This is a genomic window from Lentzea sp. NPDC005914 (assembly GCF_040629405.1).
Lineage (GTDB): Bacteria > Actinomycetota > Actinomycetes > Mycobacteriales > Pseudonocardiaceae > Lentzea.
The window spans coordinates 324765-333580 of the sequence record NZ_JBEXVQ010000008.1 but is presented as its reverse complement, the minus strand read 5'-3'; the positions used below and the strand labels follow the sequence as shown (position 1 = coordinate 333580).

The following is an 8816-nucleotide window of genomic DNA, read 5'->3' as shown; positions in this document are numbered from 1 at the left end:
TTACTCTCAAAGGAACTACCTCGACGAGGAGGTAATTCATATATTACTGGCTGTGTTATCGGCACGCTGTTGAGTTCTCAAAGAACACGCGCTCACCGCAGCTAGTCTCCGAGGAGAGTCACTTCCGGGGCTGTGTCAGGCTTAGAAGTCTTTTGCCGCACTCCGTTCCGGCTGTGTTTCCCGGCCCGTTCCGTGCTGGCATGGAGAAATTTACACGGGCGCCTCATGAGATCCAAATCGGGGGTCACTTACGGCGTAACCGCAGGTCAGACGCTACGCGGACGGCCTAAACCAGCCAAGATCGACGCGCAGTGTGACCGGGACCACGTCGACAATCTCGTATCCGGCTTCAACGAGGTGCAACGGGCAGGTGCACGGTCACCGACAGACCACCCGTCGGCACAGCCACTGCCTGCGCAAACCCGCCGTGCGCGGACACCGCGGCCCGCACGATCGAGAGCCCCAGACCCGTGCCGGACTGGCTGGTGCGGTCCTTGACCCCGCGGCGGAACGGCTCGAACAGCTCCTCGACGCGGTCCGGCGGGATGAGCTGACCGGACGACGACACCCGCAGCACCGACCACTCGGGCCCGGTTTCCACCACGGTCTCGATCCACCCGCCGACGTGGTTGTGGCGGACGGCGTTCTCCAGCAGGTTCCCCGCGATGCGCTCCAGCAGTGCGGGATCCCCGACCGCGAGCGCCGGCACGCACCGGAACACCGTGCGCAGGTTCCGTGCCTCGGCTTCCGCGCGCACGGCCTTCCACGCGGACTCGACAACCGCAGAGAGATCGACCGGCTCACGCACCGCGAGCCCAACACCGTCCGTGCGAGCAAGCAGCAGCAGCGCGGACACCAACTGCTCCGCACGCTCCCCCGCGGCACGCACGACTCCGGCCATGCGACGCAGCTCTTCGACGTCGGCGTCCGGATCGGACAGAGTCACGTCCAGCTCCGTGCGCACCACAGAGAGAGGGGTGCGCAGTTCGTGCGACGCGTTCGCCACGAACCGGCGTTGCGAGTCGAAGGCCGCTTCAAGACGGTCGAGCATCGCGTCGAACGTGTCCGCGAGCTCCGCGACCTCGTCCCGCGGCCCTTCCAGGCGCAACCGCGCGCCCAACGACTCCGCCGACAACCGGCGCGCGGCATCCGTCACGTCGTGCAGCGGCTTCAAGACACGACCCGTGAACGTCCACGCGAGCACCGCGGCAGCCACCACCATGCACGCGAACGCGATGAGCCCAGCCTGCAGCAGGTCCTTGCGAGCCGCCGCCGTCAACGCGTTCGTCAACACCGTCACGTCGACGTTGACGCCGTCCACGGTGACCTGGCTGCCGGTGGGGAACGACGGCGACGAGTCGAAGACCCTCCCGACCAGCGACCAGCCGAGGAAGAGCAGCACAGCACTCACCACCGCGACGAGCGCGGTGGTGAGGAGCGTGATCCGGAGACGAAGCCCCGGTCCGCGCCTACGCATGATTTAGTCCTCAGCTGGTCCGATCGAAGCACTCGGCACCCGGTACCCGGAGCCCACGACGGTGTCGATGATGCCCGGCTCACCCAGCTTCTTGCGCAACGTCATCACCGTGACGCGCACGGTCGTGGTGAACGGGTCGGCGTTCTCGTCCCACACCCGCTCGAGCAGCTCCTCGCTGCTGACGACCGAGCCCTTGGCCGCGAGCAGCACCTCGAGCACGCCGAACTCCTTGCGCGTCAGCTCGATCGGCTGCCCACCGCGCGACACGGTGCGTCGCGCCGGATCCAGCTCGACGTCCTGAGCCGACAGCACGGGCGGAGTCGCCGGCGTCGCGCGCCGAGCCAACGCCCGTACGCGCGCGACCAGTTCGGGGAACGCGAACGGCTTCGCGAGGTAGTCGTCCGCGCCCAGCGACAACCCGGACACGCGGTCCTCGATGGACCCGCTGGCCGTCAGCATCATGACCCTGGTGAGCGCGCCGGAGCTGAGGATCTCCTTGCACAGTTCGTCGCCGGACATCCCAGGCAGGTCGCGGTCGAGCACCACGACGTCGTACCGCGTGACGGTCGACTTCTCGTGCCCGGTCTCGCCGTCGTAGGCGACGTCCACGGCCATACCTTCGCGCCTCAGCCCGCGAGCGATCGCGTCGGCCAGAGGTGCCTCGTCCTCGACTACCAGAATCCGCACGCCACCAAGGTGCCACATTCACCTGAGACCACGCTTAACGGCACCTTCACGCGGCCTGTCGATGACCGCAGCCACGATCGGTGTCGTGCGACGCGGCCGATGAAGATCGGTAACGTCGGCACCACCAATGGACCTGGGGGCCGACGTGAACGACCGCACCGAGATCACCGACCTGTTCAGCCGTCTCAACCACCTGCTCGACGACAAGCGCTGGGACGACGCGCACACCGTCTTCACCAGCGACGTAGCGGTGTACTCGCCCCGCAACGGCGAGATCCGCGGCCGTGCCGAACTCGCCGCGTTCATGCGCCAGGCCGAGGTCGCCGACGAGCACACCCAGCACGTCACCACCGACGTCATCGTCGACGTCGACGGCGACCAGGCCACCGCCTCGGCGAACTCGGTCGTCTACTTCTTCCGCGCCGACGAGGCACCTCACCGAACGAGCGGCTTGCGACTCGCCTGCACCGCCACGAGGACGCCGGACGGCTGGCGGCTCAGCGAGTCGCGGACCAGGCTCCTCTGGATGCGCTGATCAGGACTTCCGTGCTGGCCGATCCACGACGACGGTCGAGGCGCTCTGCAATGCGCGGAGCTCCAGCAAGGCCGGGTGTTCCTCCGCCAGCCGGGCCGCGTTCAGCAACGACCGCAGCGCGGCCGTCTCGCCCCGCGCGCGCTCCAAAGCCGCTCGTCCCTCAGCAGCCGCGACCAGCTCGGCCAACGCAGCCCGGCGCAGTTCACCGGGCATGACGACGTCGCGCACGGCCACGTCGGACACGGAAACACCCAGCTCGGCGGCACGAGCGGCCACACCGGCCAGCACCTCGGAGGCGATGGCTTCGCGCTCAGCGTCGACGGCCGAGTGTGCGCGCGTCAGAACAGCACCGCGCAGTGCGAGCTGCACGGCCGTGTAGAGCTCAGCCTCAGGTCCGGAAGACGCCACCACGAACGTCGTTGCGGAAGCCACAGCCCAACGCACGACAACGGTCACACGGACCAGCACGCCGTCAGAGGTCGGCACGTCCTGTGCGGCAGGCGTGAGAGAGCGCGGACGAACGTCGACACGGTGCAGCACGGCGTGCCGCGGCAGCTTGTGCTCACCGGGTTCCACTTCACCCACCAGCACGCCACGGTCGAACCGGACACCTCGCTCCCAAGGGAACAACGTGTGCTTCATCGTCTCCACCCCCATCCGGACAGACCACGACCCCGGCCGGCAGAACGTCGAGGCGGGAGTCCCCTGTCCTTGATGGACAGTGGACTCGCAGAGCCTGACATCCCCTCGTGCGACCGGGGTCGTGGCAATCAGGTATCGAAACCTGCTGCTCCAAAGGCACCCAGCACCCGTCTCAGAACGCGGGACCCGGACAGGAAGGCCTGCCGGGCCGCAAAAGGCGGGCGTAAGACGGAAGGCTAGCCCATCACTTGTCGGCGGGCTCGTCGATTTCGACGGACAGGCACTCCAGCCGCGAAGCCCACTCCGTCACGCGGCGCGCCACGTCCTGCGCGGTGATGCCGAGCAGTGCCAGCACCTCACCACGCGAGCCGTGGTCGTGGAACTGTTGCGGCAGAGCGATGTCGCGCAACGGCACGTCGACGTCGGCGTCGCGCAGCGCGGCCGCGAAGGACGAACCGAAACCACCGTGCCGGCCACCGTCCTCAACGGTCACCACGAGCTTGGACGACGCGGCCATCGACACGAGGTCCTCGGACATCGGGTAGATCCACCGCGGGTCGACGACCGTCACGCCGATGCCCTGGTCTTCCAGCCGTTGCGCGGCTTCAAGACCAAGCTCGCCCAACGCTCCGACCGTCACCAACAGCACGTCGGAACCCGACCGCCGAAGCACGTCAACGGAACCCACGCGCTCCAGAGCGGGCAGGTCCGGGCCGACGGAGGCCTTCGGGTAGCGGATCACGGAAGGCGCGTCCGAGATCGCCACGGCCTCGCGCAGTTCCTCGGCCAGCGTGCCGGCGTCGCGCGGCGCGGCGACGTGGATGCCGGGGACGACACCGCAGATGGACATGTCCCACATGCCGTGGTGCGACGCGCCGTCCGGACCGGTGACGCCCGAGCGGTCCAGCACGACGGTGACGCCCTGCTTGTGCAGTGCGACGTCCATCAGCAGCTGGTCGAACGCCCGGTTCAGGAACGTCGCGTAGACGGCGACCACCGGGTGCAGGCCGCCGATGGCGAGACCGGCCGCGGAGGTCAGCGCGTGCTGCTCGGCGATGCCGACGTCGTAGAAGCGCTCCGGGAACGCCTTGGCGAACGCGTCCAGCCCGGTCGGTCCCTGCATCGCGGCGGTGATCGCCACGAGGTCGGAGCGCTCGCGGCCGATCTCCACCAGGGAGTCGGAGAACACGTGCGTCCAGGTCCGGCCGGCCGGCTTGACGTCCTCGCCGGTGATCGGGTCGATGACGCCCGTGGCGTGCATCTGGTCGGCCTGGTGGTTCTCGGCGGGCGCGAAGCCCATGCCCTTGCGGGTGACCGCGTGCACGATCACCGGGCCGCCGAACGACTTCGCGCGCTGCAGAGCGGACTCCAGCGTCGCCTGGTCGTGGCCGTCGACCGGGCCGATGTACTTGAGGCCGAGGTCCTCGAACATCGCCTGCGGCGCCAGCGCGTCCTTGATGCCGCGCTTGGCGGCGTGCAGGGCGGCGTACAGGGGCTTGCCGAAGAACGGCGTGTGCTGCAGGGCGCTCTTGCCCTTCTCCAGCACGCGCTCGTAGCCGGGACGAAGGCGCAGCGACGACAGGTGGTCCGCCAGACCACCGATCGTCGGCGAGTACGAGCGGCCGTTGTCGTTGACCACGATCACGACCGGACGCGTCTTGTCCGCCGCGATGTTGTTCAACGCCTCCCAGCACATACCGCCGGTCAGCGCGCCGTCACCGACGACCGCGACCACGTGGCCGTGCGCGCCGGTGATCTGCTTCGCCTTCGCCAGGCCGTCGGCGTAGGACAGCGCCGTCGAGGCGTGCGAGCTCTCCTGCACGTCGTGCTCGGACTCCGACCGCGACGGGTAGCCCGACATGCCGCCCTGCTGGCGCAGGCGGTCGAAGCCGTCGCGGCGGCCCGTGACGATCTTGTGCACGTACGACTGGTGCCCCGTGTCGAACACGATCGGGTCCTGCGGCGAGTCGAACACGCGGTGCAGTGCCACGGTCAGCTCGACGACGCCCAGGTTCGGGCCGAGGTGCCCGCCGGTCTTGGAGACCTTGTCGACCAGAAAACGCCGGATCTCGTCGCAGAGCTGCCTCAGCTCCGCCTCGTTCATCCGTTTCAGATCAGCCGGTCCGTGCACGGACTCCAGCAGGGTCACCACGCCCACCTCACTCCTGAAGACTTCGGCTCAGTCTACGGAGACTCGACTGAGACGCTGTCCCGCGTGGTCTCAGGGACGAGCAGGGCGATGCACTCCACGTGATGGGTCATCGGGAACGCGTCGAACGCCCGCAGCTGCTCGAGCCGATACCCCTGAACTGTGAATTCAGCCAGGTCGCGTGCCAGTGCGGCAGGGTCGCAGGCCACGTAGACGACCCGTTCGGGACGGCGTCGTGCGACTTCAGCCACAACGACCTTGCCCGCACCCTTGCGAGGCGGGTCCAGCACCACCACATGAGGGTTCTCAACGGGCAGTCGGCGCGTCACGGCGTGCTCCACCTTGTCCGCGACCCACTCCACCTGAGACATGCGGCGAAGGTTGCGCCGGCCGTCCTCCACAGCACCGGGGAAAGACTCCACGACCAGCACGGATCCGGCCTCGCCGACCTGCCGTCCGAGCACGGACGCGAAGAGCCCCGCGCCGCCGTAGAGATCCCACGCGCGTTGCCCCGGCTCAGCAGCAGCCCACTGGCCCACGACGGTGGCGAAGGTGTCCGCGGCCGCCGGGTGGACCTGCCAGAAACCGTCAGCAGAAATTCGCCACTTTCGTTGGGCGGCCGTCTCAACGGCCGTACCGGTTCCGGCGCGTCGCGCGGTGTGTCGGCCGCGCACCTCACCCACATGACGGTTGCCGTCACCGTCCTGGACGATGGTGAGCTCCTGTGCCCGCCACTTTCGGTCAGCGACCGCCTCGACCATGCCCGGCCGGGCGATCACACAGTGGTCGATCGGGATCACATCGTGGGAACGGGTGCCGCGGAAACCGGGCCGTCCGTCCCTGTCGACGGCCATCCGGATCCGGGTCCGCCACTCCAGCGGGCCGCCCGGCAGCGCCTCGACGACGACGTCGCGTTCGATCTTGGCCAGCCTCGCCAGCTGCTCGCGGACGACCTGGGCCTTCAGCTCCCGTTGCGCGTCCCACGAGACGTGCTGGAAGTCGCAGCCACCGCACATCCCCGGTCCGCTGAACGGGCACGGCGGCTCCACGCGGTCCGGCGACGCCGACAGGATCTCCACGGCGTCCGCACGGCAGAACGACCCGCCGTTGTCCTCGTAGACAGCCACCACAACACGTTCGCCGGGCAGTGCGTGCCGCACGAACAGAACGCGGCCCTCGTGCCGTGCGACGAAATGCCCGCCGTGCGCGACTGGACCGATCTCTACTTCGAACGTCCGTCCGGTCCAGTCTTCTTTGGCCACGCTCATCGGTCGTCAAGTCCCCTTCGGACAGCGCCCGGTGCGATGACGTCCTTGTCGCGGACCTTCACCGACGACGCGAGCTGCCACGGCACGCTCGTCACCATCACACCCGGCTGGAACAGCAGTCTTCCCTTGAGCCGCAACGCACTCTGGTTGTGCAGCAGCTGCTCCCACCAGTGACCGACGACGTACTCGGGGATGAACACCGTAACAACGTCGCGCGGGTTGTCCGACTTGACTCGCTTGACGTAGTCGAGAACGGGCTTGGTGATCTCGCGGTACGGCGACTCGATCACCTTCAGCGGGATCTTGAAGTTCTCCCTCTCCCAGTCCGCGACGAGCTTGCGCGTGTCGCCGTCGTCGACGTTGACCGTGACGGCCTCCAGCACGTCCGGCCGCGTGGCCTTGGCGTAGGACAACGCCCGCAGCGTCGGCATGTGCAGTTTGGACACCAGCACCATCGCGTGGTTGCGCGCCGGCATCGTGCGCACGCGCTCCTGCTGGCGCAGTTCCTCGGCGACGGTGTCGTAGTGCTTGCGGATCGCCGTCATCAACGCGTAGATGGCGGCCATCGCGGCGATGGCGATCCACGCGCCCTTGGTGAACTTCGTGATGAGCACGACGATCAGCACGGTCGCGGTCATCACGAGACCGAACGTGTTGATGGCCTGCGAGCGCCGCATCCGGCTGCGGGTCTGGACGTCGGTCTCGGTCTTGAGCAACCGCTTCCAGTGCCTGATCATGCCGAGCTGGCTCAGCGTGAACGAGACGAACACGCCCACGATGTACAGCTGGATCAGCCTGGTGACCTCGGCGTCGAACGCGATGACGAGCACGACCGCGAACCCGGCCAGGAACAGGATGCCGTTGGAGAACGCCAGCCGGTCGCCGCGGGTGTGCAACTGGCGCGGCAGATAACGGTCCTGGGCGAGGATCGAGCCGAGCACCGGGAAGCCGTTGAAGGCGGTGTTCGCGGCGAGCACCAGGATCAGCGCGGTGACGCCGGCGATGAAGTAGAAGCCGGGCGGGAAGTTGTCGAAGACCGCGTGGGCGACCTGCGCGACCATCGTCTTCTGCTCGTAGTCCTTCGGAGCGTTCGAGATCTGGTCCTGCGGGAACTCGGCCATCCGCACGTCGGTCAGCTGGGCGAGCACGATCAGGCCCATCAGCATGGTCACCGAGATCGTGCCCATCATCAGCAACGTCGTCGCGGCGTTGCGGGACTTGGGCTTGCGGAACGCGGGCACGCCGTTGCTGATCGCTTCGACACCCGTGAGCGCCGCACAGCCGGACGAGAACGCACGCAGCACCAGGAACACGAACGCGAGTCCCATCAGGTGGTCCTGCTCGGCGTGGATCTCGAAGCCGGAACTCTCCGCGCGCATCTCGTCACCGAGCACGAAGCCGCGGAACAGGCCCCACGCGATCAGCGCCATGATGCCGATCATGAACGCGTAGGTGGGGACGGCGAACGCGCTGCCGGACTCGCGGATGCCGCGCAGGTTGATCGCCGTGAGGATGACGATGGCCGCCACCGCGAACAGAGCCTTGTGCGTCGCGACGAACGGGATGGCCGACCCGATGTTCGCCGCCGCCGCCGAGATCGACACCGCGACCGTGAGGATGTAGTCCACGAGCAGGGCGCTCGCCACGGTCAGCCCCGCTCTGCGCCCCAGGTTGACCGTGGCGACCTCGTAGTCGCCACCGCCCGACGGGTACGCGTGCACGTTCTGGCGGTAGCTGGCGACCACGGTGAGCATCACCACGACCACCGCGACACCTACCCAGGGGGCCATCGCGTAGGCGCTCAGCCCCGCCACCGACAGCATCAGGAAGATCTCCTCCGGCGCGTACGCGACCGACGACATGGCGTCGGACGCGAACACGGGGAGCGCGATGCGTTTGGGCAGCAGCGTGTGAGCGAGACGATCACTGCGGAACGGCCGTCCCACCAGGAGGCGTTTGGCAGCGGTGGCGAGCTTGGACACGGCCAGAGCGTAAGGGGTCCACTCACCGGGACGGGCTAATGCTCGGTAGGTTCTGCGCAGAGTTCGCCTGAGGAGG

General features: G+C 68.0%; 7 protein-coding genes. 1 reads left to right on the top strand and 6 read right to left on the bottom strand.

Annotated features, from left to right (window positions below; genetic code table 11):
* Positions 1-349: 349 nt before the first annotated feature.
* Positions 350-1477, bottom strand: a complete 1128-nt coding sequence (locus ABZ345_RS14665) for a HAMP domain-containing sensor histidine kinase (RefSeq protein WP_359847494.1) — start codon at positions 1475-1477, stop codon at positions 350-352.
* A gap of 3 nt (positions 1478-1480) precedes the next feature.
* Positions 1481-2164, bottom strand: a complete 684-nt coding sequence (locus ABZ345_RS14660) for a response regulator transcription factor (protein ID WP_359847491.1) — start codon at positions 2162-2164, stop codon at positions 1481-1483.
* 145 nt (positions 2165-2309) lie between these two features.
* Here ABZ345_RS14660 and ABZ345_RS14655 point away from each other — a divergent pair, with 145 nt between their 5' ends.
* The gene (locus tag ABZ345_RS14655) at positions 2310-2699 is read left to right on the top strand and encodes a nuclear transport factor 2 family protein (RefSeq protein ID WP_359847488.1); all 390 of its coding nucleotides are present in this window, start codon (positions 2310-2312) and stop codon (positions 2697-2699) included.
* Here the strand turns inward: ABZ345_RS14655 and ABZ345_RS14650 are convergent, their stop codons facing one another.
* The 4 genes from ABZ345_RS14650 to ABZ345_RS14635 form a co-directional block, all read right to left on the bottom strand.
* A complete protein-coding gene (locus ABZ345_RS14650) occupies positions 2700-3341 on the bottom strand; it encodes an SPFH domain-containing protein (RefSeq protein WP_359847485.1) in 642 nt (213 codons plus the stop codon).
* 244 nt (positions 3342-3585) lie between these two features.
* Entirely contained in the window at positions 3586-5490 is a 1905-nt protein-coding gene (gene dxs, locus ABZ345_RS14645) for a 1-deoxy-D-xylulose-5-phosphate synthase (RefSeq protein ID WP_359847482.1), read from the bottom strand.
* Positions 5491-5525: 35 nt separating this feature from the next.
* The gene (locus ABZ345_RS14640) at positions 5526-6758 is read right to left on the bottom strand and encodes a class I SAM-dependent RNA methyltransferase (protein ID WP_359847480.1); all 1233 of its coding nucleotides are present in this window, start codon (positions 6756-6758) and stop codon (positions 5526-5528) included.
* On the bottom strand, positions 6755-8740 hold the full coding sequence (locus tag ABZ345_RS14635) for an APC family permease (RefSeq protein ID WP_359847477.1): 1986 nt from the start codon (positions 8738-8740) through the stop codon (positions 6755-6757). Before ABZ345_RS14635 ends, ABZ345_RS14640 begins: the two co-directional genes overlap by 4 nt.
* Between the last annotated feature and the right edge of the window lie 76 nt (positions 8741-8816).

Coding starts and splice junctions, on each gene's coding strand:
- ABZ345_RS14665 (WP_359847494.1), bottom strand. CDS start 1,477: ATGCGTAGGCGCGGACCGGGGCTTCGTCTCCGGATCACGCTCCTCACC.
- ABZ345_RS14650 (WP_359847485.1), bottom strand. CDS start 3,341: ATGAAGCACACGTTGTTCCCTTGGGAGCGAGGTGTCCGGTTCGACCGT.
- ABZ345_RS14640 (WP_359847480.1), bottom strand. CDS start 6,758: ATGAGCGTGGCCAAAGAAGACTGGACCGGACGGACGTTCGAAGTAGAG.